This is a genomic window from Streptomyces sp. NPDC001070 (assembly GCF_053598835.1).
Genome location: NZ_JBSFLB010000025.1, coordinates 46,922 through 70,965 on the forward strand (window position 1 = coordinate 46,922; position 24,044 = coordinate 70,965).

A 24,044-nucleotide genomic window follows, 5' to 3' on the forward strand; every position below is an offset into this window, starting at 1 on the left:
TACGCCGCCATGAGCACGACGCACCGCCTCGAACTCCTCCCCGCCGTCGACGTCCGCGACGGCCAGGCCGTCCGCCTCGTCCACGGCGAGTCCGGCTCGGAGACGTCGTACGGCGACCCGATGGCCGCCGCCCTGGCCTGGCAGCAGGCCGGCGCCGAATGGCTGCACCTGGTCGACCTGGACGCCGCCTTCGGCACCGGGGACAACCGCGAGCAGATCGCCGGGGTCGCCCGCTCCATGGACATCAAGGTCGAGCTGTCCGGCGGCATCCGCGACGACGAGACCCTGGCCGCGGCGCTCGCCACCGGCTGCACCCGGGTCAACCTCGGCACCGCCGCCCTGGAGGCACCCGAGTGGGTCGCCAAGGTCATCGCCGAGCACGGCGACAAGATCGCGGTGGGCCTCGACGTCCGCGGCACCACGCTGCGCGGCCGCGGCTGGACCCGCGACGGCGGCGACCTCTACGAGACGCTGGCCCGCCTCGACTCCGAGGGGTGCGCCCGCTACGTCGTCACCGACATCAACAAGGACGGCACCCTGCAGGGCCCCAACCTGGACCTGCTGAAGAGCGTCTGCGCGGCCACCGACCGTCCGGTCGTCGCCTCCGGCGGCGTCTCCTCCCTCGACGACCTGCGCGCCATCGCCGGGCTGGTTCCCGTGGGCGTCGAAGGCGCGATCGTGGGTAAGGCCCTCTACGCCAAGGCATTCACCTTGGAAGAGGCTTTGGAGGCTGTGTCCCGATGACCCAAACCCCGGCCGTGCAGCGTGTGCAGAGCAGCAGCCCCTGGGAGGAGCAGTTCGGCTTCGCACGCGGTGTCGCGGCGGGGGACCGGGTCCACGTCGCGGGCACGATGCCGTTCGTCGGCACCGTGCTGTACGGCGAGGGCGACCCGTACGAGCAGGCCAAGGTGGCCTTCGCCAACGCCCTCGCCGTCCTTGAGGAGTTCGGCCTGGGGGCCGAGTCCGTCGTCCGTACCCGCATGTACCTCACCCACACCCGCGACGTGGATGCGGTGGGCCGGGCCCACAAGGAGCTCTTCGACGCCGTACGCCCGGCCGCCACGGTGGTCGTGGTCTCCGGTTTCGTGGACTCCCGGGTACTGGTCGAAGTCGAACTGGAAGCATTCCGAGGAGCCTGAGCGCAATGACCCTGGCGGTCCGAGTCATCCCCTGCCTGGACGTGGACAACGGCCGGGTCGTCAAGGGCGTCAACTTCAAGAACCTGCGGGACGCCGGCGACCCCGTCGAGATGGCCAAGCTGTACGACGCCGAGGGCGCCGACGAGCTGACCTTCCTCGACATCACCGCCTCCTCCGGCAACCGCGAGACGACCTACGACGTGGTGCGGCGCACCGCCGAGCAGGTCTTCATCCCGCTCACCGTCGGCGGCGGCGTGCGGTCCGCCGACGACGTCGACAAGCTGCTGCGGGCCGGGGCCGACAAGGTCGGCGTCAACACCGCCGCGATCGCCCGGCCCGAACTGCTCCGCGAGATCGCCGAGCGGTTCGGCCGCCAGGTGCTGGTGCTCTCGGTGGACGCCCGCCGCACCGATGCCGGTACCCCGTCCGGCTTCGAGGTCACCACGCACGGCGGCCGCCAGGGCACGGGCATCGACGCAGTGGAGTGGGCGCACCGCGCGGCCGAACTGGGCGCCGGCGAGATCCTGCTCAACTCGATGGACGCCGACGGGACGAAGGACGGCTACGACACGGAGATGATCGCCGCCGTGCGCAGGCACGTCACCGTCCCCGTCATCGCCTCCGGCGGCGCGGGCCGCCTCGCCGACTTCCCGCCGGCGATCGCCGCCGGCGCCGACGCCGTCCTGGCCGCCTCCGTCTTCCACTTCGGCGACCTGCGCATCGGCGAGGTCAAGCAGGCGCTGCGCACGGCCGGCCACCCGGTGCGTTAGCGCCGCGACCCCGAGCGCCGGGGCAGGGGCACCGTGCCCTGCGGAACGCCCCGGCGGTGTCCGGAGGGGTGTGAACTCCCGTGCGGCGCGCGGACTCCGACCGCCGCAACCCGCCGGCCGGCGTCTGGCCGGCGATCCCGAGCGACAGGACGCGGGCGGCCCGCAACTCCCTTGTGCGGTCGGGCCGTCAGGCGGCGTACGGCACCGGCGCGGCGCGAGCCGCCTGCGGCGCCCGGGGTGCCGGCGTACCGGCTCCTGGTCGGTGCCCCTCGGCGGCGGGGCACGGGCTTCGCGCCCCGCCGGGCGACTCCAGGCCTCAGGCCTCAGGCCGCCGGGACGCGATGGGGTGTCGTGGCCGCGGCCGCCGCGCGGTTGAGGAAGGGGCGGGCGGCGAGGAGGACCAGCGCGGCGACGGTGACACCGGTGGCGCCGCTGAGAGCCGCGGCGCGCAGCGGGCTCGTGGCGAGGATCAGCCCGGCGACGGCGGAGCCGCCGGCGATGCCGGTCGTGACGAGGGTGACCAGCCAGGCGAAGGCCTCCGTGACGGTGCCCGCGGGCGCCAGTTCGCCGGTGAGCGCGAACACCACGGTCAGCAGCGGTGCGAAGAACACCCCGGTGAGCAGGGCGAAGAACACCATCGCGAGCTGCCCCGGGACGAGAGCCACCGGCCAGTACGTCGCCGCCATCCCGGTCGCCGTCAGTGCCGCCTTGGTGGACGCCGGCGCCCGCCACCGCGCCCCGGCGAGCACGACCGCCCCGCAGAGGGCGCCGACGGAGGACAGCGCCAGCAAGGTGCCCGCGCCGCCGGGCAGCGGGTGGCGCTCGGCGTAGGCCACCGCGAAGACGTTGAAGGTGCCCAGGGCCCAGCCGCAGCCGCCCAGCGCGCACAGGAGCAGCGCGAGCCCGCGGCTGCGCAGCGCGCCCAGCCAGTGCGGGGAGCGGGCGGCGGAGACCCAGGCCCGCGAGGGGCCCGAGCCGGCGACGACCAGCGCGCCGAGCAGTCCCAGCGCGGCCGCCGCCCACAGCGCGAGCGGGGCCGGTCCCGCCACGGCGAGCCCGCCGACCAGCAGCGGCCCCGCGATGAAGACCAGTTCCTGCGCGCCCGCGTCCACCGCGTACGCCGCCTCCAGTTCGCCGGGCCGTACGAGGTCGGGCCACAGCGCCCGCAGACACGGCTCCAGCGGCGGCGCCGCCCCTCCCGCCACCGCGGAGCCCACCAGGACCGCGGCGGTGTTTCCCGGAGCGACCGCCGGCAGGGCGAACCCGGCCCCCGACACCACCGCCGAGGCGATGAGCACCCGCGGCTGCCCCAGCCGGTCCACGAGCCGCCCGAGCACCGGCCCGCCCGCCGCCCCGGACAGCGCGTACACACCGGTGGCCACGCCGACCAGGCGATAGCCCGTACCGGCCTCGCGCAGCGCCAGCGCGATCGCCAGGGCCGCCATGGCGGTCGGCAGCCGGCCGAGCAGCGAACCGGACAGAAGCCGGCCCACATGGGGCCGGCGGAGCAGCTTCACATACGGCACACGTCACCCACGGAGGTCGAGCGCTGCGGCGATCACGTCGTGCACCAGGGTCTCACCGGGTGCCCGGTTCTCCTTCAGCCGTCCGAGCTCCTCCGGGCCGGACCAGCCGTGCGCCGTGTGCCTGCCCCACTCCAGGCGCGGGCGAGCGAGGTCCCCCTCGACCCGGCCACGAAGTCCGCCTCGTGGCGCAGTCCCTGGCCGTCGTCGCCCTCCCGGGGGACACCCCGATCAGCCGCCGCACCGCGCGCAGCCGCCGGCCGGTCTCTGCCCTGGCCTTCGGCATGGGGAACCCCACCTCCACGTCGCGGGCGAGAGCCCCGAGCAGGGTCTCGCCGGGTTCCACACGTCCACCGACGATGTCCCGGCAGTCGGGAGGAGCCTGCGGCCGGGGGAGCGGCGCTGGGCGAAGGCCCTGCCCTCCGCGCCGCCGCCCTCCGCGTCGAGGATCACCGTGCCGGCGGTCCAGGTCCCGCCCGGGCGGGGGACCGGCATCCCGATCCCCGCGGCCTCGATCCCCGCCGTCCCGCTCGCTCCGTGCCATGGCCGCAGAGCGCGGCGAAGATGTGCACGAGAAGTTGCGCAATTTTTCTTGCGCAAATTTCCTTTCCTGTCTAGCCTCCTGGGTATGTCCGAGGAAGAGCCCCCAGCAGACCTCCGCAGGATCACCGACCTCGAGGCGCTCAAGGTCTTCACCCACCCGCTGCGCATCGAGCTCTACCGTGCGCTGTTCACCGCCCGCACGGCGACCGCCTCCCAACTGGCCGACCAGGTCGACGAGGCGGTCTCGCTGGTCAGCTACCACCTGCGCAAGCTCGCCGCGCACGGCTTCATCACCGAGGCCCCCGGCCAGAGCGCGGACGGCCGCGAGCGCTGGTGGAGGGTCAGCTCCGAGCGCGGATTCTCCTTCCGCACCTCGGACTTCGCCGACCGCCCCGAGGACGCCGCCGTCATGAGCGAGGTCACCCGGCAGCTCGTGGCCACCCGGTACGCGCGTTACGCCGCCTACCTCGACCAGCAGCACACCTGGGGCAAGGAGTGGACGGACGCCGGCTTCAGCTCCGAGTACATGCCCCGGCTCACCCCCGAGGAGGCACGCCAACTGAGCGACGAGCTCGGCGAGCTGATGATGCGCTGGGTCGACCGCGGACGCGCCGCCGAGGAGGCGGGCGACACCGAGGGCCGCGAGCACCTCGCGGTGCACCTGTACGGATTCCCCTACCGGCCGTGAACCACGAGGGACATGAAGGAGGCGACCGCATGTCGGCGCCCGCTGCCACCGCCCCGCCCGTCGCGCTGCCCGGAACCCCCGCCCACCGGGACGCCAACGTCCTGCGCTGGCTGGCCGCGTTCACGGCCTCGCTCGTCGGTGACGCCGTGTGGTTCCTCGCCCTGTCCTGGGCCGCCACCCGTGCCGGGGACCCGGGGCGGGCCGGCCTGGTGCTCGCCGTAGGCGCCGTGCCGCGCGCGGTGCTGATGCTCGGCGGGGGAGTGCTGGCCGACCGGTTCGGCCCGCGCCGCATCGTCATCGGCAGTGATCTGACACGCTGCGCCGTGATGTTCGCCGCGGCCGCGCTGCTCGCCCTGACCACGCCGGGGCTGTGGGCGCTCGCCGTGATCGCGCTGCTCTTCGGCGCCGTGGACGCGGTGTTCCTCCCGGCGGTCGGCGCCCTGCCGCCCCGGATCACCGGCCCGGACCAACTCGGCCGCCTGCACGGGATGAAGGGCATCGCGATGCGCGTCGGCAACGTGGCCGGTGCCTCACTGGGCGGTACGGCGGTCGCGACCGGCGGCCCCTCCATCGCGTTCGCCCTGGCGGGCGTGCTGTTCGCGGTCTCGCTCGCGCTGCTGCTCGCCGTCCGCGTCGCCCCGCTGCCCCCCGACGACCGGGCCGCGGGGGCGGCCGGCACACCGTGGCGGGATCTGGTGGAGGGCCTGCGCTACATACGCGGACGGGGCGCGCTCACCGCGCTGATGGTCGTCATCGCGGTCGGCGAGCTCGGCTTCGCCGGGCCGTTCAACATCGGCCTCGCGCTGACCGCCGCCGACCGGGGCTGGGGCGCCGCCGGGCTGGGCTGGATCGTCAGCGGCTTCGGCGCCGGCGCGGGTGCCGCCTCGCTGCTGCTGACGGTGCGCGGCCGGCTGCCTCGCGCCGGGCTGGCCCAGGCCTGCTGCCTGGGGCTCGGGGCGGTCGCGGTGGCCGGGTTCGCCTTCGTTCCGGCGCTGCCGGGGGCGGTCGCCGTCGCGGTCGTCGTCGGTCTCGTCGCAGGGCTCAGCGGCGCGCTGTGCGGAGCCCTGCTGCAGACCCTCACCGACGCGGCCTACCTGGGCCGGGTCAGCTCGGTGGCCGCGCTGTTCTCGCTCGGAGTCGCCCCGCTGAGCTACCCGGTCACCGGTGCCGCCATCGGCGCCTGGGGCCCGCAGCCGGTGTTCGTCGCGAGCGCGGCGGTCGCGGCCGCCGGCGCCGTCGTGGGACTCGCCGCGCCGGCGCTGCGGCGGGCCGAACTGGCCCGCCGCCCGCGGTAGGGGCGCGACGACAGGACCCGGCGGGACTCAGGCGGTGATGCCGAGCCTCGCGTCGTACAGCCGGGCCACCGCATCCTTGTCGCCCTCCGTCTCCACCCGGGCCGAGTCCTGCCGGCCGAAGGCGAACAGCAGCAGCTCGCCGGGCTCCCCGGTGACCGTGACGACCGGCGTCCCGCGGTGCGCCACCGCGGTCCGGCCGTCCGGGCGGCGCAGCACGATGCCGACCGGGGCCTTGCGGCCCAGCAGGCGGGCGGAGCGCTCCAGGCGGGACCACAGCAGATCGGCGAAGACCGGGTCCAGTTCACGTGGCGCCCAGTCGGGCTGGGCCCGGCGCACGTCCTCGGAATGGACGTAGAACTCGACGGTGTTGGCGGCCTCGTCGATCTGCTTGACGGCGAACGGCGACAGCCGCGGCGGCCCGGTGCGGATGAGCCGGATCAGCTCCTGGTAGGGCTTGTCCGCGTACTCCTTGCGGACCCGTTCCGACCGGTCCGCGAGCAGCGGGATGACCAGGCCGGCCGAGGCGTCACCGCGCCGCTCGCGCACGACGACGTGGGCGGCGAGATCGCGGGTGGTCCAGCCCTCGCAGAGGGTGGGTGCCTCGGGTCCGGCACTCTCCAGCAGGTCGGCGAGGAGCAGACGTTCACGCTGGGCATGAGTCGACATACCGTCAGCCTACGTCCGGCCCCCGCCGGTGGGCAGCAGCTACGGCAGCGGTTTGGTCAGCTTCTTGCCGTCCAGCCGGTTGCTGAGGGTCAGGGAGCAGGAAACGGTGTCCTTGCCCTGCAACTGGTAGCCCGTGAGCTTCGGGTACAGCGCGTAGTAGAAGTACCCCGGATTGTCCTTGACGTCCTTCAGGCGCTTGGCGGCGTCCGCCTCGCACAGCTTCAGCACCTTGGTCTTGAGCGCCGCCTCGGTGGCGAAGGTGCCGGTGATGGTCTCGTTGGCGATGACCTCGGCGTCGTGCGGGCCGTTGCAGGAGACCGTGGTGACCTCGGTGACGCCGCTGTCCAGGCCGGGATCGTTGAAGCACTGGCCCGGGCTGAGCACCACGTACTTGCGGAAGGTCTCCGAGGGGTCCGGCTCCGTGGAGGCGGCCGTCGTGTCCTCGGTGGCCGGTGCGGAGGTCGTGGGGCTGCTGCTGGTGGACCCGCCGGCGCTCTTGTCGTCATCGCCGCCGCTCAGCGCGACCGCCAGGCCGCCGACGAGCAGTGCGATCAGGACGACCGCGCCGATGACTATCGCGGCCACCTTCGCACCGCCACCGCCGCGCGGCGGCTGCGGCGGGGGCGGGTAGCCGTAACCGCCGCCCTGCCGAGGGGGGCCCGGGAACTGCGGCTGGTTCTGGTACGGGGGCATCGGCTGCGGCTGCCCCTGGGGCTGGTACTGCGGCGGGCCGAAACCCCCCGGCGGCGGCCCAAATCCGCCGCCCTGTCCGGAGTGCGGGTCGTTGGGCGGCGGCGACGGCGGAAAACTCATGGACGAAGCATGCCCCATACGGGTGAGCGGGGTGAGGTCAGGAGCCGAAGTCGCACCGCCCGGACCGGGCAGAATGGAGGACATGGAATCCCCGCTCGACCCAGCCGTCGCCGCCCGCCTCAAGCGCACCGCCGACGGGCTCGTCCCCGCCGTCGCGCAGCAGTACGACACCGGCGAAGTCCTCATGCTCGGATGGATGGACGACGAGGCGCTGCACCGCACCCTCACCACCGGCCGCTGCACCTACTGGAGCCGCAGCCGCCGGGAGTACTGGGTCAAGGGCGACACCTCCGGGCACGTCCAGCACGTGAAGTCGGTGGCCCTGGACTGCGACGGCGACACGATCCTCGTCAAGGTCGACCAGGTCGGCGCGGCCTGCCACACCGGCGACCGCACCTGCTTCGACGCCGGCACCCTGCCGCTGGCCTGAGCGGGCCGCCCCCGGGCACTAGGCTGCGGGCATGACCACGGGCACCGTCACCCCCGACCTCGACACCTTCCGCAAGCTGGCGCAGGACCGCCGTGTCATCCCGGTCAGCAGGAAGCTGCTGGCCGACGGGGACACCCCGGTCGGGCTGTACCGGAAGCTCGCCGCCGAACGCCCCGGCACCTTCCTGCTGGAGTCCGCGGAGAACGGCCGCTCGTGGTCCCGTTACTCCTTCGTCGGCGTGCGCAGCGCCGCCACCCTGACCGAGCGCGACGGCGAGGCCCGCTGGCTCGGCGCGCCCCCGGTCGGCGTGCCGGCCGGGGGCGACCCGCTGGAGGCGCTGCGGGCCACGATCGACGCCCTGCACACCCCGCGCGACCTGCACGACGACGCGGGGCTGCCGCCGTTCACCGGCGGCATGGTCGGCTACCTCGGATACGACGTCGTACGCCGCCTGGAGCGCATCGGCGACCACGCCCGCGACGACCTGGGGCTTCCCGAGCTCACGATGCTGCTCACCTCCGACCTGGCGGTGCTCGACCACTGGGACGGCTCGGTGCTGCTGATCGCGAACGCGATCAACCACAACGACCTCGACACGGGCGTCGACGAGGCGTACGCCGAGGCCGTGCGCCGGCTCGACGCCATGTCGGCCGACCTGGCCCGCCCCGTCGACTCCGCCCCCGCCGAGCTGCCGCCCTCCCGCCTCCCGGAGGAGATCACCGCCCGCTTCGGCGGCGCCGCGTACCAGGCTGCGGTGGAGCGGACCAAGGAGTACATCCGGGCCGGAGACGCCTTCCAGGTCGTGCCCTCGCAGCGGTTCGAGACGCCGTGCCCGGCGAGCGCGCTCGACGTCTACCGCGTGCTGCGCGCGACCAACCCCTCCCCCTACATGTACCTCCTGCGCTTCGACGGCTTCGACGTCGTCGGCTCCAGCCCCGAGGCGCTGGTGAAGGTGGAGGACGGCCGGGCCATGGTGCACCCCATCGCGGGCACCCGGCCCCGCGGCGGCACCCCGCAGGAGGACCAGGCCCTCGCCGAGGAGCTGCTGGCCGACCCCAAGGAGCGCGCCGAGCACCTGATGCTCGTCGACCTCGGCCGCAACGACCTCGGACGGGTCTGCGAGCCCGGCAGCGTCGAGGTCGTCGACTTCATGTCGATCGAGCGCTACAGCCACGTCATGCACATCGTCTCCACCGTCACCGGCAGTCTCGGTGCCGGCCGCACGGCCTTCGACGTGCTCACCGCCTGCTTCCCCGCCGGCACCCTGTCGGGGGCGCCCAAGCCGCGCGCGATGCAGATCATCGACGAGCTGGAGCCCACCCGGCGCGGCCTGTACGGAGGCGCCGTGGGCTACCTGGACTTCGCCGGCGACTCCGACACCGCCATCGCCATCCGCACCGCCGTGCTGCGCGAAGGGACCGCGTACGTGCAGGCGGGCGCGGGCATCGTCGCCGACTCCGACCCGGTCTCCGAGGACACCGAGTGCCGCAACAAGGCGGCCGCGGTCCTCCGCGCCGTCGCCACGGCCAACCGGATGCGCGAGCCCCGCGGCGAGTGAACGAGGGGCCGGAAGGCGCCCCGGAGGCGAACGAGCCAGGCGCGGGGTGGATAGTGGTGGGGTGAGTAGCGCCGTACCCCAGTCCCGGACCGCAGCCGAACCCGCGGAGGAGACCTCCGCCCGCCCCACGGGCGGCCGCCGCAGCCTCGTCGCCGCCCTGTCGAGCGGTGTGCTCGGCGCCGCCGTCGTGCTGCTCGCCGCGGGCAGGACCTGGCAGAAGGGCACCGCCCCGTTCGCCGGCGGCGGGCCGGTCGGCGTCTCCGGCAACCAGGTCACCGGGGTGCCGGGCGCGCTCGCGCTGGTGGGGCTCGCCGCCCTGGTGGCGGTCTTCGCCGTACGCGGCGCGTCCCGGCTGGTCGTCGGCGTGCTGCTGGCGCTGTGCGGGGCCGGGGCCCTGGCGGCGGCGCTGACGGCGCTCGGCGACACCACGGCCCTGGACGCCGCCGCGGCGGCCGCCAGCGGCCTGAAGCACACCACCGTCACGGCGGTCTCCACCAGCGCCTGGCCGCTGGTCTCGGCGGCCGGCGGCGCGCTGATCCTGCTCGCCGGCGTCGTCGCCGTCCTGCGCGCGCGGACCTGGCCGGGCATGTCGAGCCGGTACGACCGCGACACCCCCAGGGCGGCGCGCCCCGGCTCCGCCCCCCGCGTCACGGCGGAGGAGCGCCCCGAGGAGCTGTGGAAGGCGCTGGACCGCGGGGAGGACCCCACCGAGGCGCTCTGACGCGCCGGGCCACCCCCCGCGCGCGGAGCGTGAGCGCAACGGGGGAGAATGGCGCGTGACGCGCGCCATCGCGCGGGCGAACGACCTAACGAACCTTTTGTAGAACGACTTGGGAGCACTCATGGCGGGCAACAGCCACGGACACACCCCTGCCGCCTGGACCGGCGTGATCATCGCCTTCATCGGCTTCTGCGTCGCGGCTGCCTTCGTCGTCCTGGCGGAGCCGATCGGTATGTTCGCCGGCCTGGCCGTCGCCGCCCTGGGCGGTCTGGTCGGTCTCGGCATGCGCGCCGCGGGCCTGGGCAAGCCGATGCCGGAGAAGCAGCGCGCCTGACGCCTGCACGCAACGGGCCCCGGAGCCGCCCCGGCACACGCGCCGGCGGCGGCTCCGCCTTTTCCGCCCACCCCGGCTGTCCCCCGCGGGCGCGGCGCGGGACAATCACCCCGTGACCGAGACCGCCACCAGGCCGAAGCCGAGTGCTCTCGCCGCCCCGCTGGGCGTACTCGGCGGTGTCGCCGCCGCGTTCGCGTACGTGGGCACCTTCGACCCGAACCAGGCCGGGCACTACCCGGTCTGCCCCCTGCTGCACTACACGGGCCTGTACTGCCCGGGCTGCGGCGGGCTGCGGAGCGCGTACGCGGTCGTGCACGGCGACTTCGGCGCGGCGCTCGGGCTGAACGCGCTGGCCGTCGTGGGCTATGTGCTCTTCGCCGTGCTGTGGACCCTCTGGCTCACGCGGGCGCTGCGCGGCAGGCCCTTCGCGCTGCAGTTGCGGGCCGTCCACTGGTGGGCGATCGCGGGCGTCGTCCTGCTCTTCACCGTTGTCCGGAACCTTCCGTTCGGGGCCGCGCTGGCGCCCTGACCGGCACCGGGAGGGTGCCCGGAGTGTCCATCTGGTGAGCGTACGTTCCGCCGGATGCGGGTCCTCCGGCCCCCGGCGGTTACCATCGCAGTGCTGGTGGAACATCTCACTGGCTTGATCGTTTCGCTTTGGGAAGGGGTCCTCTCGCGTGAGTGTGCTCGACGAGATCATCGACGGAGTCCGCGAGGACCTCGCCGAGCGGCAGGCCCGGGTCTCCCTCGACGAGCTCAAGGAGCGGGCTGCGAAGGCGCGCGACGCCAAGGACGGCGTGGCCGCCCTCCGGGGGGACAGCGTCAAGGTCATCTGCGAGGTCAAGCGGTCCAGCCCTTCCAAGGGCGCCCTCGCCGCCATCGCGGACCCCGCGGGCCTGGCCGCGGACTACGAGGCGGGCGGCGCCGCCGTCATCTCGGTCCTGACCGAGCAGCGCCGCTTCGGCGGATCGCTCGCCGACCTGGAGGCCGTCCGGGCCAAGGTCGACATCCCCGTGCTGCGCAAGGACTTCATCGTCACCGCCTACCAGCTCTGGGAGGCCCGCGCCTACGGCGCCGACCTGGCGCTGCTGATCGTCGCGGCGCTGGAGCAGGACGCGCTGGTCTCCCTCATCGAGCGGGCCGAGTCCATCGGGCTGACCCCGCTGGTCGAGGTGCACGACGAGGAGGAGGCGGCCCGGGCCGTCGACGCGGGCGCCCGGATCATCGGCGTCAACGCGCGCAACCTCAAGACCCTCGAGGTCGACCGGGGCAACTTCGCGCGCGTCGCCCCGGAGATCCCGGACCACATCGTCAAGATCGCCGAGTCCGGTGTCCGCGGCCCGCACGACCTCATCGCCTACGCCAACGACGGTGCCGACGCGGTCCTCGTCGGCGAGTCCCTGGTGACCGGCCGCGACCCCAAGGCCGCCGTGGCCGACCTCGTCGCCGCCGGCGCGCACCCCGCGCTGCGGCACGGACGGGGCTGACCGGCGCCATGACCACGTACGCGCGACTGGCCCGGGGCTGCCGTCCCCGTGGCTGCCGCGCGCCCGCGCGGCGCGTTCTCGGGCGCCGCGTGCGGTACCACATCGGCTGCGAGCCGGGTCAGATCAACGGGCGCCGATGGCGCCGGGCGCCTGCCGTCGCATAGCCGCTCCCGGCCTCCGGCCGGAGGTGACCGCACGGTGTCGTCGAATCGTCCGAGCAGTCGCTCACCGGCGTCACTCGCCGATTCGCCGACTCGCCACGCAGTCGTGCACCGCATCCGGAGGCCCCGCGCGACCCGCACCGCGGGTGGTGGGGGAGTACGTGACGACAGGGACCCGGCCGCGCCGTCCGCATGACCGGGGCGCGGGTGCGCCCACCGGCGTCCCGCCGGTGACCCCACCGCGCCCCATCCCGGTCGCTGACGCGCGCGCCTGCAGCGGGCGGCGCCGAGCGCGTCGCCGGCGCCGTAACGTGACCATTGGTACGCGAGATTCTGGGGGCCGCCGACGCGCCCCCGAAGGAGCCGAGAACGTCATGTCCGAAGACTTCTTCATTCCCGATCCCGAGGGCCGGGTGCCCAGCGCCGAGGGCTACTTCGGCCGGTTCGGCGGCAAGTTCATCCCGGAGGCGCTGGTCGCCGCCGTGGACGAGGTCGCCGTGGAGTACGACAAGGCGAAGTCCGATCCCGCCTTCGCCGCCGAGCTGAACGACCTGCTGGTGCACTACACCGGCCGTCCGAGCCCGCTCACCGAGGTGCCGCGGTTCGCGGAGCACGCCGGCGGGGCACGGGTCTTCCTCAAGCGCGAGGACCTCAACCACACCGGCTCGCACAAGATCAACAACGTGCTGGGCCAGGCGCTGCTCACCAAGCGCATGGGCAAGACCCGGGTCATCGCCGAGACCGGTGCCGGCCAGCACGGGGTGGCCACGGCCACCGCCTGCGCCCTGTTCGGCCTGGAGTGCACCATCTACATGGGCGAGATCGACACCGAGCGCCAGGCGCTCAACGTCGCCCGCATGCGCATCCTCGGTGCCGAGGTCATCCCCGTGAAGTCCGGCAGCCGCACCCTGAAGGACGCGATCAACGAGGCGTTCCGCGACTGGGTCGCCAACGTGGACCGCACGCACTACCTCTTCGGCACGGTCGCCGGCCCGCACCCCTTCCCCGCGATGGTGCGCGACTTCCACCGCGTGATCGGTGTCGAGGCGCGCCGCCAGATCCTGGAGCGCGCGGGCCGGCTGCCCGACGCGGTCGCCGCCTGCGTGGGCGGCGGGTCCAACGCGATCGGCCTGTTCCACGCCTTCATCCCGGACGAGGGGGTGCGCCTGGTGGGCCTTGAGGCGGCCGGCCACGGTGTGGAGTCCGGCGAGCACGCGGCGACGCTCACCGTCGGCGAGCCCGGCATCCTGCACGGCTCCCGTTCCTACGTCCTGCAGGACGACGAGGGCCAGATCACCGAGCCCTACTCGATCTCGGCCGGCCTGGACTACCCCGGCATCGGCCCCGAGCACGCCTACCTCAAGGAGACCGGACGCGCCGAGTACCGCCCGGTCACCGACGACGAGGCGATGCAGGCGCTGCGCCTGCTCTCCCGCACCGAGGGCATCATCCCGGCCATCGAGAGCGCCCACGCCCTCGCCGGCGCGCTGGAGCTCGGCCGGGAGCTCGGCGAGGACGGCCTGATCCTGGTCAACCTCTCCGGGCGCGGCGACAAGGACATGGACACGGCCGCCCGCTACTTCGGGCTGTACGACGAGGCTGAAGGAGCGCAGCGGTGAGCGGGCAGATCGAGCTGCTGGACCGGACCCTGGCCGGTGCCAGGGCCGAGGGCCGCGCCGCCCTGGTGGCGTACCTCCCGGCGGGCTTCCCGACCGTCGAGGGCGGCATCGAGGCCGCCAAGGCGGCCCTGGAGGGCGGCGCCGACGTCGTCGAGATCGGCCTGCCGCACAGCGACCCCGTGCTGGACGGCCCGGTCATCCAGACCGCGGACGACATCGCGCTGCGCGGCGGTGTGCGCATCAAGGACGTGCTGCGCACCGTGCGGGAGGCGCACGCCGCGACCGGGAAGCCGATCCTGGTCATGACGTACTGGAACCCGGTCGACCGGTACGGCACCGAGCGCTTCGCCGCCGAGCTGGCCGAGGCCGGCGGCGCGGGCTGCATCCTGCCGGACCTTCCGGTGGAGGAGTCCGAGGTGTGGCGGAAGGCCGCCGAGCAGCACGGCCTGGCCACGGTCTTCGTGGTCGCCCCGAGCAGCAGGGACGAGCGGCTGGCGAAGATCACGGCGGCGGGCTCCGGCTTCGTCTACGCGGCCTCGCTGATGGGCGTCACCGGCACTCGCGAGAGCGTCGGCGCCGAGGCTGCCGACCTCGTGCGGCGCACCCGCGCCACCACCGCGCTGCCGGTCTGCGTCGGCCTGGGCGTCTCCAACGCCGCGCAGGCGGCCGAGGTGGCGGGCTTCGCGGACGGGGTGATCGTCGGCTCGGCCTTCGTCAAGCGGCTGCTGGACGCGCCGGACCTGGAGCAGGGTCTCGCAGGGGTGCGGGAGCTGGCGGCGGACCTCGCCGAGGGCGTCCGCCGGTAGGAACCGCTCACTCTTACGGGGGAATCACAGGCCGGGGGTACGCGCGAGCGTGCCCCCGGTTCGTTGTCCCAGGGTGTGAGCGAGAAGAACCGTGAAGGAAAGTCCAACGCCCGGGAGCGGCTGCAGCAGCAGCGCGCGCAGGAGCAGCGCCGGCAGAAACGCAAGAGGACGCTGATCGTCGCGGGCTCCGTGGTCGGCGTCCTGGTGATCGGCGCCGTCATCGGGGTCGTGGTCTCCAACAGCGGCGGCGGTTCCGGCGCCCCCTCCGCCGCCCCGGCGGGCGCGACCGGCAAGGACAAGCTGGCTCTCCCGAACGGCGCGAGCGACGCCCCCTCCACGCTGACGGTGTACGAGGACTTCCGCTGCCCGGCCTGCGCGGCCTACGAGCGCGAGCTCCGCGACACCGTCCACAGCCTCCAGGACCAGGGCCAGCTCAAGGTCGACTACCACCTCGTCCGGCTCATCGACGGGAACCTGGGCGGCACCGGCTCCCTCCGCGCCGGGAACGCCGCGGCCTGCGCCCAGGACGAGGGCAAGTTCCGCGACTACCACGACGTCCTGTACCGGAACCAGCCGCAGGAGAACGACGACCGGTTCGCCGACAACGCCTACCTGCTGGAGCTGGCGGGCAAGGTGCCGGGCCTGAAGACGCCCGCCTTCACCGCCTGCGTGAACGACGGGAAGTACGACGACTGGGTGAACGCCAACAACGAGGCCTTCAACGCCGCGGGCTTCAACTCCACGCCGACCTTCCTGCTCAACGGCGGTGAGAGCCTCCTGCGGAAGGGGCAGCCCAACCTGACGGCGGACCGGCTGAAGCAGCTGGTCGCCGAGGCCAACAAGGGCAAGAAGCCGGGCACCGCCACACCGGGGGCCACACCGCCGGGCACTTCGGGGTCCGCGAGCGTACCCGGATCGGCGGGCGGATCCGCCTCCGCGGGGGGCTCCCCGGCGGTCTCGCCGAGCAGCTGAGACCCGCGCCCGTTATCCAGCCGTTGCCGGGCGGGTGCCCGTCGTACCCGCCCGGCACGGTAGCGTCGGGAGTGCCATGGAACTCGCATTCATTCCCAGCCCGTCGCGCGGGGTCATCCACCTCGGCCCCATTCCTCTGCGCGGCTATGCCTTCTGCATCATCATCGGTGTCTTCGTGGCCGTGTGGCTCGGCGGCAGGCGATGGGTCGCCCGCGGCGGACTGAAGACCACGGTCGCGGACATCGCCGTATGGGCGGTGCCCTTCGGCCTGGTCGGCGGACGCCTCTATCACGTGATCACCAGTTACGAGCTCTACTTCGGGGAGGGCAAGAACTGGGTCAACGCGTTCAAGATCTGGGAGGGCGGCCTCGGCATCTGGGGCGCCATCGCCCTCGGTGCCCTCGGCGCCTGGATCGGCTGCCGCCGCCGCGGGATCTCGCTGCCCGCGTACGCCGACGCCGTGGCACCCGGCATCGCCTTCGCCCAGGCCATCGGCCGCTGGGGCAACTGGTTCAACCAGGAGCTGTACGGGCGCCCGACCGATCTGCCCTGGGGCCTGAAGATCGACAGCGCCCACCGGCCGGCCGACAGCCTGGACGTCGCGACGTACCACCCGACGTTCCTGTACGAGTCCCTGTGGTGCGTCGGGGTGGCCCTGCTGGTCATCTGGGCCGACCGGCGCTTCAAGCTCGGCCACGGCCGCGCCTTCGCGCTCTATGTCGCGGCGTACACCGTCGGGCGCTTCTGGATCGAGTACCTGCGGGTCGACGACGCCCACCACTTCCTCGGCCTCCGTCTCAACGACTGGACGTCGATCCTGGTCTTCGTCGCCGCCGTGGCCTACATCGTCGTCTCGGCGAAGCTGCGGCCGGGCCGTGAGGAGGTCGTGGAACCCGCGGCCGCCGAGGCCGCCGCGGAGGCGGACCAGGACACGTCCGACGAGGACGCGGGCACCGGGACCGACAGCGGGACGAAGTCCGGGACGGAGACCGAGCCCGCGGCCGGGGAAGAGGAACCCGAGCCGGAGGAGGACGAGGCCGGCGTGCCCGTCGACGCCGAGGCCAAGTCCGCCAAGAACCTCTGACGCGCTCGTCGCGCAGCCCCGCGGCCGCCGTTCACCACCCCGGTGACGGCGGCCGCGGGCGTTGTGGCGTGGGCGCGTTTTCGCAGGTAGGGCAGGCTTTCCTTGCTGGAAACGCAGGGAATTCGGGCGTACGGTCGAGGCGTTCGAGGGAGGGACGCGGGGAAGTCCCCCCGGGGGAAGGAGCACGTGGATCATGCCGGCAGCCGTGGAGCGAGGCGCACTGGGCACACCTGCGGGCGAAGCTCTGGTGGAGGAGGAGCAGGGCGCGCCCTACCACGTGGCGCATCACTCCCACCGGGACGTGAGCGGCGGCTGGCTGCGACCGGCGGTGTTCGGGGCGATGGACGGCCTTGTGTCGAATCTCGCACTGATGACCGGCGTCGCGGGCGGCAATGTCGCCCCGTCCACCATAGTGATCACCGGTTTGGCCGGTCTGGCCGCCGGGGCGTTCTCGATGGCCGCCGGTGAGTACACCTCCGTCGCCTCCCAGCGGGAGCTGGTCCAGGCGGAGCTGGACATCGAGCGGCTGGAACTGCGCCGCAACCCGAAGGACGAGCTGCGCGAACTGGCGGCGCTGTACGTCGCCCGCGGGGTGGAGCCGGAGCTGGCCATGGAGGTGGCCCGGCAGATGTCCAAGGACCCGGACCAGGCCCTGGAGATCCACGCCCGCGAGGAGCTGGGCGTCGACCCCACCGATCTGCCGTCGCCGCTGGTCGCGGCCGGTTCCTCGTTCCTGTCCTTCGCCGTCGGCGCCCTGCTGCCGGTGCTCCCGTACCTGTTCGGCGCGACCGTGGTCTGGCCCGCGGTGATCGTCGCGCTGATCGGTCTCTTCCTCTGCGGTGCCGCTGTGGCGCGTGTGACGGCTCGCAGCTGGTGGTTCAGCGGACTTCGGCAGCTCGTCTTGGGCGGAGCCGCCGCCGGGGTTACCTTCGTTCTGGGCGCGCTTTTCGGTACCGCCGTCGGTTGAGCCGGGTAAGGGCCACAAGCCACTTGTTACTCGCTCGTTTCAGCGCGGCCAACACAGGGCATCAGTCTGTGGCGCCGTGGGCAGTGTCGCCTGCGTCTCACGTGAGCGATGCTGGCCCATACTGCCTGCTCGTAGCGCTGTTCAGTCCACATGATGGAATCCGCTATCCACTTTTCGGCCATCGGGCCATCATGTAACCTGCACGAAATCGCAGAGGGCCAACGTCGTCCCTAGTGCGCATGTCATATGCCAGATGACGACGACGGGAGAGCCGATGCGTTCCGCGTCCACGCACCCCCAGGCCACCTCCTCCCGGTGGGCCCACATGGACGGGCGTCCCGCCCGTCAGGGGATGTACGACCCTCGCGACGAGCACGACGCCTGTGGCGTCGGTTTCGTGGCCACCCTCACCGGCGAGGCGGACCACGCGCTCGTGGAGCAGGCCCTGACCGTGCTGCGCAACCTGGAGCACCGCGGGGCCACCGGCTCCGAGCCGGACTCCGGCGACGGCGCGGGCATCCTGATGCAGGTCCCGGACGCGTTCCTGAGGGCGGTCGCCGGCTTCGAGCTCCCCGCCGCGGGCCACTACGCCGTCGGCACGGCCTTCCTGCCCGTCGAGGACGAGGACCGCAAGAAGGCCGTCGAGTCCATCGAGCGGCTCGCCGCCGAGGAGGGCCTCACCGTCCTGGGCTGGCGCGAGGTGCCGATCGGCCCCGACATCCTGGGCGCCACCGCGCGCTCGACGATGCCGTACTTCTCCCAGCTCTTCGTCGCGGACGCCGCGATCACCGGTGGGACGAGGTCCGGGATCGACCTCGACCGCCCGGCCTTCGTGCTCCGCAAGCGCGCCGAGCGCGAGGCCGACGTCTACTTCCCGTCGCTGTCGGCCCGGACGATCGTCTACAAGGGCATGCTGACCACCGGCCAGCTGGAGCCCTTCTTCCCGGACCTGTCGGACGACCGCATCGCCACCGCGATCGCCCTGGTGCACTCCCGGTTCTCCACCAACACCTTCCCGAGCTGGCCGCTGGCGCACCCCTACCGCTTCGTCGCCCACAACGGTGAGATCAACACCGTCAGGGGCAACCGCAACTGGATGCGCGCCCGCGAGTCGCAGCTCGCCTCGGGCCTCTTCGGCGGCGACCTGGAGCGGATCTTCCCGGTCTGCACGCCGGACGCCTCCGACACGGCGACCTTCGACGAGGTGCTGGAGCTGCTCCACCTCGGCGGCCGCTCGCTGCCGCACAGCGTGCTGATGATGATCCCCGAGGCGTGGGAGAACCACGACTCGATGGATCCGGCCCGGCGCGCCTTCTACCAGTACCACTCCACCCTGATGGAGCCCTGGGACGGCCCGGCCTGCGTCACCTTCACCGACGGCTCCGTCGTCGGCGCGGTCCTGGACCGCAACGGTCTGCGCCCGGGCCGCTACTGGGTCACCGACGACGGCCTGGTCGTGCTCGCCTCCGAGTCCGGGGTGCTGGACGACATCCCCGCCGACAAGGTGGTCCGCAAGGGCCGGCTGCAGCCGGGCAGGATGTTCCTGGTCGACACGGTCGAGCACCGGATCATCGAGGACGACGAGATCAAGGCGCAGCTCGCCGCCGAGCACCCGTACGCGGAGTGGCTGGACGCGGGCCTGATCCATCTCAACGACCTGCCCGAGCGCGAGCACATCGTGCACACCCACGCCTCGGTCACCCGCCGCCAGCAGACCTTCGGTTACACCGAGGAGGAGCTGCGGATCATCCTGGCGCCGATGGCCAAGACCGGCGGCGAGCCGCTCGGCTCCATGGGCACCGACTCGCCGATCGCGGCGCTGTCCGAGCGGCCCCGGCTGCTCTTCGACTACTTCACCCAGCTGTTCGCCCAGGTCACCAACCCGCCGCTGGACGCCATCCGGGAGGAGCTGGTCACCTCGCTGATCAGCGCCGTCGGCCCGTCCGGCAACCTGCTGGAGCCCTCCCCGGCGTCCTGTCGCAACATCACCCTGCCCTTCCCGGTGATCGACAACGACGAGCTGGCCAAGCTCATCCACATCAACGCCGACGGCGACCTGCCCGGCCTGAAGGCGGCGACGCTGTCCGGTCTCTACCGGGTCTCCGGCGGCGGCGAGGCCCTGGCCGCACGGCTCACCGAGATCTGCGCCGAGGCCGACGCCGCCATAGAGGACGGCGCCCGCCTGATCGTGCTCTCCGACCGGCACTCGGACGCCGAGCACGCGCCGATCCCGTCGCTGCTGCTCACCTCGGCCGTCCACCACCACCTGATCCGCACCAAGCAGCGCACCCAGGTGGGCCTGCTGGTCGAGGCGGGCGACGTCCGCGAGGTGCACCACGTCGCGCTGCTCATCGGCTACGGCGCCGCGGCCGTCAACCCGTACCTGGCGATGGAGTCGGTCGAGGACCTGCTCCGCGCCGGCACCTTCATCGAGGGCCTGGAGCCCGAGACGGCCATCAAGAACCTGATCAAGGCGCTGGGCAAGGGCGTGCTCAAGGTGATGTCCAAGATGGGCATCTCCACCGTCGCCTCCTACCGCGGCGCGCAGGTCTTCGAGGCCATCGGCCTGGACACCGACTTCGTCGACACCTACTTCCACGGCACCACGACCAAGATCGGCGGCGCCGGCATCGACGTGGTCGCCAAGGAGGTCGCCGCCCGGCACGCCAAGGCCTACCCCGCCTCCGGCATCGCCCCGGCGCACCGGCGGCTGGAGATCGGCGGGGAGTACCAGTGGCGCCGCGAGGGCGAGCCGCACCTGTTCGACCCCGAGACGGTCTTCCGGCTGCAGCACGCCACCCGCTCCCGCCGCTACGACATCTTCAAGCAGTACACGGACCGGGTGAACGAGCAGTCCGAGCGTCTGATGACGCTCCGCGGCCTGTTCGCCTTCAGGGACGGCGCACGCGCGCCGATCCCCGTCGACGAGGTCGAGCCGGTCTCCGAGATCGTCAAGCGCTTCTCCACCGGCGCGATGTCGTACGGCTCCATCTCGCGCGAGGCGCACGAGACGCTGGCCATCGCCATGAACCAGCTGGGCGGCAAGTCCAACACCGGCGAGGGCGGCGAGGACCCGGACCGCCTGTACGACCCGGCGCGCCGCTCCGCGATCAAGCAGGTCGCCTCCGGCCGCTTCGGCGTGACCTCCGAGTACCTGGTCAACGCGGACGACATCCAGATCAAGATGGCCCAGGGCGCCAAGCCCGGCGAGGGCGGCCAGCTGCCCGGCCACAAGGTCTATCCGTGGATCGGCAGGACCCGGCACAGCACCCCCGGTGTCGGCCTGATCTCGCCGCCGCCGCACCACGACATCTACTCGATCGAGGACCTGGCGCAGCTGATCCACGACCTCAAGAACGCCAACCCGGTCGCCCGCATCCACGTGAAGCTGGTCTCCGAGGTCGGCGTCGGCACGGTCGCGGCGGGCGTCTCCAAGGCCCACGCCGACGTCGTCCTGATCTCCGGACACGACGGCGGCACCGGCGCCTCCCCGCTGACCTCGCTGAAGCACGCGGGCGGCCCCTGGGAGCTGGGTCTGGCCGAGACGCAGCAGACGCTGCTGCTCAACGGTCTGCGCGACCGCATCGTCGTGCAGACCGACGGCCAGCTGAAGACCGGCCGCGACGTCGTCATCGCCGCCCTGCTGGGCGCCGAGGAGTTCGGCTTCGCGACCGCCCCGCTGGTGGTCTCCGGCTGCGTGATGATGCGCGTCTGCCACCTGGACACCTGCCCGGTCGGCATCGCCACCCAGAACCCGGTGCTGCGCGACCGCTTCTCCGGCAAGGCCGAGTACGTGGTGAACTTCTTCGAGTTCATCGCCCAGGAGGTCCGCGAGATCCTGGCCGAGCTGGGCTTCCGCTCGATCGAGGAGGCCGTCGGCCACGCCGAGCTGATCGACACCACCGCGGCCGTCGACCACTGGAAGGCGCAGGGCCTCGACCTGACCCCGCTCTTCCACGTGCCGGAGCTGCCCGAGGGCGCGGCCATGCACCGCACCACCGACCAGGACCACGGCCTGGAGAAGGCGCTCGACAACGAGCTCATCGCGCTCGCCAAGGACGCCCTCGACAACGGCGACCCGGTCCGCGCCCAGGTCAGGATCCGCAACGTCAACCGCACGGTCGGCACGATGCTCGGCCACGAGGTGACCAAGAAGTACGGTGGCGCCGGGCTCCCCGACGACACCGTCGACATCACCCTGACCGGTTCCGCGGGCCAGTCGTTCGGCGCCTTCCTCCCCAAGGGCATCACGCTCCGCCTGGAGGGCGACGCCAACGACTACGTCGGCAAGGGCCTGTCCGGCGGCCGGGTGATCGTCCGTCCCGACCGGGGCGCCGACCACCTCGCCGAGTACTCGACCATCGCCGGCAACACCATCGCGTACGGGGCCACCGGCGGTGAGCTCTTCCTGCGCGGCACCACCGGCGAGCGCTTCTGCGTCCGCAACTCCGGCGCCACCGTGGTGTCCGAGGGCGTGGGCGACCACGGCTGCGAGTACATGACCGGCGGCCGGGCGCTGGTACTCGGCCCGACCGGCCGCAACTTCGCGGCCGGCATGTCCGGAGGCATCGCGTACGTCCTCGACCTCGACCCGGACAACGTCAACACCGGCATGGTGAACGTCGAGGAGCTGGACGCCGACGACATCAAGTGGCTGCACGACGTGGTGCGCCGCCACCAGGAGGAGACCGGCTCGACCGTCGCCGAGAAGCTCCTCGCCGACTGGGGCCACACCCTCACCCGCTTCGGCAAGGTCATGCCGAGGGACTACAAGGCAGTGCTCGCCGCCAAGAACGCCGCCGAGCAGGCCGGGCTCTCCGAGTCCGAGACCACCGCGAAGATGATGGAGGCGGCAAATGGCTGACCCGAAGGGCTTCCTCACCACGCCCCGCGAGACCGCTCCGACCCGCCCGGTCGAGGAGCGCAAGCGGGACTGGAACGAGGTCTACGTTCCGGGCGGGCTGCTGCCGATCATCACCAAGCAGGCCGGGCGCTGCATGGACTGCGGCATCCCCTTCTGCCACAACGGCTGTCCGCTGGGGAACCTGATCCCCGAGTGGAACGACTACGCCTACCGCGAGGACTGGAAGGCCGCCAGCGAGCGCCTGCACGCGACCAACAACTTCCCGGAGTTCACCGGGCGCCTCTGCCCCGCGCCCTGCGAGTCCGCCTGCGTGCTCGGCATCAACCAGCCGGCGGTGACCATCAAGAACGTCGAGGTCACCATCATCGACAAGGCCTGGGACAGCGGCGACGTCACCCCGCAGCCCCCGGACCGGCTCTCCGGCAAGACCGTGGCCGTGATCGGCTCCGGCCCGGCGGGCCTGGCCGCCGCCCAGCAGCTGACCCGGGCCGGCCACACGGTCGCGGTGTACGAGCGGGCCGACCGCATCGGCGGTCTGCTGCGCTACGGCATCCCCGAGTTCAAGATGGAGAAGCGGCACATCAACCGCCGCATCGAGCAGATGCGCGCGGAGGGCACCAAGTTCCGCACCGGTGTCGAGATCGGCCGCGACCTGGACGGCGCCAAGCTGCGCAAGCGGTACGACGCGGTGGTCATCGCCGCGGGCGCCACCCAGTGGCGCGACCTGCCGGTCGAGGGGCGCGAGCTCAAGGGCATCTACCAGGCCATGGAGTACCTGCCGCTGGCCAACAAGGTGCAGGAGGGCGACTTCGTCACCCCGCCGGTCTCCGCCGAGGGCAAGCACGTGGTCGTCATCGGCGGCGGCGACACCGGCGCGGACTGCGTGGGCACCGCCCACCGCCAGGGCGCCCTGTCGGTCACCCAGCTGGAGATCATGCCGCGGCCCTCCGACGACCGTCCGGCGCACCAGCCCTGGCCGACCATGCCGATGACGTACAAGGTCACCTCGGCCCACGAGGAGGGCGGCGAGCGGGTCTACGCCGTCAACACCGTGAAGTTCGAGGGCACCGCCCCCGAAGAGGGGGAGACGGTCGGCCACGTCAAGGCGCTGCACCTGGTCGAGGTGAGGTTCGAGGACGGCAAGTTCGTCCCCCAGCCGGGCACCGAGAAGGTCATCCCGGCCGACCTGGTCACCCTCGCCATGGGCTTCACCGGCACCGACCAGAACAACGGCCTGGTCGAGCAGCTGGGCCTGGAGCTGGACGCCCGCGGCAACGTCGCGCGCGACAAGGACTTCACCACCAACGTGGACGGTGTCTTCGTCGCCGGTGACGCGGGCCGCGGCCAGTCGCTGATCGTGTGGGCCATCGCCGAGGGCCGCTCCGCGGCCCGCGCCGTGGACCGCTACCTCACCGGCACCAGCATCCTGCCGGCCCCGATCCGCCCGACGGACCGCCCGCTGACTGTCTGACGGGCCGTCACCACCCCGGAGCGTTCCCGTACAAGGGCGTACGGAACGGAACGCGGCGCCTGCCCTCACCCGACCGGGGGCAGGCGCCGCACTGCCATGTCGCGGAATTCTCCCCGCGCGTCCTCGGTGCAGG

22 protein-coding genes are annotated in these 24,044 nt (G+C 72.8%); 19 read left to right on the plus strand and 3 right to left on the minus strand.

The window, feature by feature from the left end:
• The first annotated feature begins 9 nt into the window (after positions 1 to 9).
• The 3 genes from priA to hisF are packed head-to-tail and all read left to right on the plus strand — an operon-like array spanning position 10 to position 1,909.
• A complete protein-coding gene (gene priA / locus ACWDAS_RS27850; protein ID WP_450396194.1) occupies positions 10 to 744 on the plus strand; it encodes a bifunctional 1-(5-phosphoribosyl)-5-((5-phosphoribosylamino)methylideneamino)imidazole-4-carboxamide isomerase/phosphoribosylanthranilate isomerase PriA in 735 nt (244 codons plus the stop codon).
• Entirely contained in the window at positions 741 to 1,139 is a 399-nt protein-coding gene (locus tag ACWDAS_RS27855; protein WP_450396196.1) for a RidA family protein, read from the plus strand. The genes priA and ACWDAS_RS27855 overlap by 4 nt, the downstream gene beginning before the upstream one ends.
• A gap of 5 nt (positions 1,140 to 1,144) precedes the next feature.
• Complete coding sequence (gene hisF, locus ACWDAS_RS27860) at positions 1,145 to 1,909, plus strand: imidazole glycerol phosphate synthase subunit HisF (RefSeq protein ID WP_450396199.1); 765 nt, start codon at positions 1,145 to 1,147, stop codon at positions 1,907 to 1,909.
• 323 nt (positions 1,910 to 2,232) lie between these two features.
• On the opposite strand, the gene ACWDAS_RS27865 is transcribed toward hisF, so the two are convergent.
• Positions 2,233 to 3,426: an MFS transporter gene (locus ACWDAS_RS27865; RefSeq protein ID WP_450396201.1), complete on the minus strand. Its 1,194-nt coding sequence runs from the start codon at positions 3,424 to 3,426 to the stop codon at positions 2,233 to 2,235.
• 634 nt (positions 3,427 to 4,060) lie between these two features.
• Here ACWDAS_RS27865 and ACWDAS_RS27870 point away from each other — a divergent pair.
• Positions 4,061 to 4,663, plus strand: a complete 603-nt coding sequence (locus tag ACWDAS_RS27870) for a helix-turn-helix domain-containing protein (RefSeq protein WP_450396203.1) — start codon at positions 4,061 to 4,063, stop codon at positions 4,661 to 4,663.
• Positions 4,664 to 4,692: 29 nt separating this feature from the next.
• The gene (locus tag ACWDAS_RS27875) at positions 4,693 to 5,958 is read left to right on the plus strand and encodes an MFS transporter (RefSeq protein ID WP_450396205.1); all 1,266 of its coding nucleotides are present in this window, start codon (positions 4,693 to 4,695) and stop codon (positions 5,956 to 5,958) included.
• A 27-nt stretch (positions 5,959 to 5,985) separates the two neighbouring features.
• Here the strand turns inward: ACWDAS_RS27875 and ACWDAS_RS27880 are convergent, their stop codons facing one another.
• Together ACWDAS_RS27880 and ACWDAS_RS27885 are read right to left on the minus strand one after the other, a co-directional pair.
• Positions 5,986 to 6,624 carry a TIGR03085 family metal-binding protein gene (locus ACWDAS_RS27880; protein WP_450396207.1) on the minus strand — a complete coding sequence of 213 codons (639 nt, stop codon included), beginning with the start codon at positions 6,622 to 6,624 and terminating at the stop codon, positions 5,986 to 5,988.
• A gap of 39 nt (positions 6,625 to 6,663) precedes the next feature.
• Entirely contained in the window at positions 6,664 to 7,437 is a 774-nt protein-coding gene (locus ACWDAS_RS27885) for a hypothetical protein (RefSeq protein WP_450396209.1), read from the minus strand.
• Positions 7,438 to 7,519: 82 nt separating this feature from the next.
• Between ACWDAS_RS27885 and hisI the strand changes: the two genes are divergently transcribed.
• The 14 genes from hisI (at position 7,520) to ACWDAS_RS27955 (ending at position 23,911) form a co-directional block, all read left to right on the plus strand.
• Positions 7,520 to 7,867, plus strand: a complete 348-nt coding sequence (gene hisI, locus ACWDAS_RS27890) for a phosphoribosyl-AMP cyclohydrolase (protein ID WP_450396211.1) — start codon at positions 7,520 to 7,522, stop codon at positions 7,865 to 7,867.
• A gap of 31 nt (positions 7,868 to 7,898) precedes the next feature.
• Complete coding sequence (locus ACWDAS_RS27895; protein WP_450396213.1) at positions 7,899 to 9,425, plus strand: anthranilate synthase component I; 1,527 nt, start codon at positions 7,899 to 7,901, stop codon at positions 9,423 to 9,425.
• 61 nt (positions 9,426 to 9,486) lie between these two features.
• Entirely contained in the window at positions 9,487 to 10,146 is a 660-nt protein-coding gene (locus ACWDAS_RS27900) for a TIGR02234 family membrane protein (protein ID WP_450396215.1), read from the plus strand.
• 121 nt (positions 10,147 to 10,267) lie between these two features.
• Positions 10,268 to 10,480 carry an HGxxPAAW family protein gene (locus ACWDAS_RS27905; protein ID WP_450396217.1) on the plus strand — a complete coding sequence of 71 codons (213 nt, stop codon included), beginning with the start codon at positions 10,268 to 10,270 and terminating at the stop codon, positions 10,478 to 10,480.
• A gap of 112 nt (positions 10,481 to 10,592) precedes the next feature.
• Positions 10,593 to 11,009: a DUF2752 domain-containing protein gene (locus ACWDAS_RS27910; RefSeq protein ID WP_450396219.1), complete on the plus strand. Its 417-nt coding sequence runs from the start codon at positions 10,593 to 10,595 to the stop codon at positions 11,007 to 11,009.
• A gap of 148 nt (positions 11,010 to 11,157) precedes the next feature.
• Positions 11,158 to 11,967, plus strand: coding sequence for an indole-3-glycerol phosphate synthase TrpC (gene trpC / locus ACWDAS_RS27915; RefSeq protein WP_450396222.1), 810 nt, complete (start codon positions 11,158 to 11,160; stop codon positions 11,965 to 11,967).
• An 8-nt stretch (positions 11,968 to 11,975) separates the two neighbouring features.
• Positions 11,976 to 12,131 (plus strand): tryptophan biosynthesis modulator TrpM, encoded by a 156-nt coding sequence (gene trpM, locus ACWDAS_RS27920; protein WP_450396224.1) that lies wholly within the window; start codon positions 11,976 to 11,978, stop codon positions 12,129 to 12,131.
• 371 nt (positions 12,132 to 12,502) lie between these two features.
• Complete coding sequence (gene trpB / locus ACWDAS_RS27925) at positions 12,503 to 13,747, plus strand: tryptophan synthase subunit beta (protein WP_450396226.1); 1,245 nt, start codon at positions 12,503 to 12,505, stop codon at positions 13,745 to 13,747.
• Positions 13,744 to 14,553, plus strand: a complete 810-nt coding sequence (gene trpA / locus ACWDAS_RS27930) for a tryptophan synthase subunit alpha (RefSeq protein WP_450396228.1) — start codon at positions 13,744 to 13,746, stop codon at positions 14,551 to 14,553. The genes trpB and trpA overlap by 4 nt, the downstream gene beginning before the upstream one ends.
• Before the next feature lie 75 nt (positions 14,554 to 14,628).
• Complete coding sequence (locus ACWDAS_RS27935) at positions 14,629 to 15,525, plus strand: DsbA family protein (RefSeq protein WP_450396230.1); 897 nt, start codon at positions 14,629 to 14,631, stop codon at positions 15,523 to 15,525.
• Between the two features lie 76 nt (positions 15,526 to 15,601).
• Positions 15,602 to 16,609, plus strand: coding sequence for a prolipoprotein diacylglyceryl transferase (lgt, locus tag ACWDAS_RS27940; protein ID WP_450396233.1), 1,008 nt, complete (start codon positions 15,602 to 15,604; stop codon positions 16,607 to 16,609).
• 193 nt (positions 16,610 to 16,802) lie between these two features.
• On the plus strand, positions 16,803 to 17,576 hold the full coding sequence (locus ACWDAS_RS27945; protein WP_450396236.1) for a VIT1/CCC1 transporter family protein: 774 nt from the start codon (positions 16,803 to 16,805) through the stop codon (positions 17,574 to 17,576).
• A 274-nt stretch (positions 17,577 to 17,850) separates the two neighbouring features.
• Positions 17,851 to 22,440 carry a glutamate synthase large subunit gene (gene gltB / locus ACWDAS_RS27950; RefSeq protein WP_450396432.1) on the plus strand — a complete coding sequence of 1,530 codons (4,590 nt, stop codon included), beginning with the start codon at positions 17,851 to 17,853 and terminating at the stop codon, positions 22,438 to 22,440.
• Complete coding sequence (locus ACWDAS_RS27955; RefSeq protein WP_450396238.1) at positions 22,433 to 23,911, plus strand: glutamate synthase subunit beta; 1,479 nt, start codon at positions 22,433 to 22,435, stop codon at positions 23,909 to 23,911. The genes gltB and ACWDAS_RS27955 overlap by 8 nt, the downstream gene beginning before the upstream one ends.
• The last annotated feature ends 133 nt before the right edge of the window (positions 23,912 to 24,044 follow it).

What these genes read in the sequence shown, in the direction of transcription:
- priA (WP_450396194.1), top strand. Translation starts at nt 10, where the DNA reads ATGAGCACGACGCACCGCCTCGAACTCCTCCCCGCCGTCGACGTCCGC.
- ACWDAS_RS27855 (WP_450396196.1), top strand. Translation starts at nt 741, where the DNA reads ATGACCCAAACCCCGGCCGTGCAGCGTGTGCAGAGCAGCAGCCCCTGG.
- hisF (WP_450396199.1), top strand. Translation starts at nt 1,145, where the DNA reads ATGACCCTGGCGGTCCGAGTCATCCCCTGCCTGGACGTGGACAACGGC.
- ACWDAS_RS27870 (WP_450396203.1), top strand. Translation starts at nt 4,061, where the DNA reads ATGTCCGAGGAAGAGCCCCCAGCAGACCTCCGCAGGATCACCGACCTC.
- ACWDAS_RS27875 (WP_450396205.1), top strand. Translation starts at nt 4,693, where the DNA reads ATGTCGGCGCCCGCTGCCACCGCCCCGCCCGTCGCGCTGCCCGGAACC.
- ACWDAS_RS27880 (WP_450396207.1), bottom strand. Translation starts at nt 6,624, where the DNA reads ATGTCGACTCATGCCCAGCGTGAACGTCTGCTCCTCGCCGACCTGCTG.
- ACWDAS_RS27885 (WP_450396209.1), bottom strand. Translation starts at nt 7,437, where the DNA reads ATGAGTTTTCCGCCGTCGCCGCCGCCCAACGACCCGCACTCCGGACAG.
- hisI (WP_450396211.1), top strand. Translation starts at nt 7,520, where the DNA reads ATGGAATCCCCGCTCGACCCAGCCGTCGCCGCCCGCCTCAAGCGCACC.
- ACWDAS_RS27895 (WP_450396213.1), top strand. Translation starts at nt 7,899, where the DNA reads ATGACCACGGGCACCGTCACCCCCGACCTCGACACCTTCCGCAAGCTG.
- ACWDAS_RS27905 (WP_450396217.1), top strand. Translation starts at nt 10,268, where the DNA reads ATGGCGGGCAACAGCCACGGACACACCCCTGCCGCCTGGACCGGCGTG.
- trpM (WP_450396224.1), top strand. Translation starts at nt 11,976, where the DNA reads ATGACCACGTACGCGCGACTGGCCCGGGGCTGCCGTCCCCGTGGCTGC.
- trpB (WP_450396226.1), top strand. Translation starts at nt 12,503, where the DNA reads ATGTCCGAAGACTTCTTCATTCCCGATCCCGAGGGCCGGGTGCCCAGC.
- lgt (WP_450396233.1), top strand. Translation starts at nt 15,602, where the DNA reads ATGGAACTCGCATTCATTCCCAGCCCGTCGCGCGGGGTCATCCACCTC.
- ACWDAS_RS27945 (WP_450396236.1), top strand. Translation starts at nt 16,803, where the DNA reads ATGCCGGCAGCCGTGGAGCGAGGCGCACTGGGCACACCTGCGGGCGAA.
- gltB (WP_450396432.1), top strand. Translation starts at nt 17,851, where the DNA reads ATGCGTTCCGCGTCCACGCACCCCCAGGCCACCTCCTCCCGGTGGGCC.
- ACWDAS_RS27955 (WP_450396238.1), top strand. Translation starts at nt 22,433, where the DNA reads ATGGCTGACCCGAAGGGCTTCCTCACCACGCCCCGCGAGACCGCTCCG.